1 pseudogene is annotated in these 293 nt (G+C 38.9%); it reads right to left on the bottom strand.

Annotation, left to right across the window (positions count from 1 at the left end):
• Positions 1 to 44: 44 nt before the first annotated feature.
• A pseudogene (locus tag CWC11_RS21255) lies at positions 45 to 293 on the bottom strand (ATP-dependent RNA helicase SrmB); the annotation flags it as partial.

Consider the following 293-nt stretch of genomic DNA (forward strand, 5'->3'; position numbering starts at 1 on the left):
AAGAGTAAAAATAAAATGGCCCCAGTGGGGCCATTTTATTTAAATTATTTCTTTTTCTTAACTTTCGCGTTGGCGTTTTTCTTCGCTTTCATTTTTACTGGGTCTTTTTTCTTCTTAGGTGGTCGCGCTTCTTTATTTTGTGGCTCTAGCCCCTTAATAACACGTCGTTTTAAACCTAAGTCAATGTACCGTTCAATTTTTGCCAAAATAGCGACGTCATGTGCTTCGACAAATGAAATAGCGGTGCCTTTTTTACCTGCTCTGGCAGTACGACCAATACGGTGTACATAAAC

The organism is Pseudoalteromonas sp. S3178 (assembly GCF_005886985.1).
Lineage (GTDB): Bacteria > Pseudomonadota > Gammaproteobacteria > Enterobacterales > Alteromonadaceae > Pseudoalteromonas > Pseudoalteromonas carrageenovora.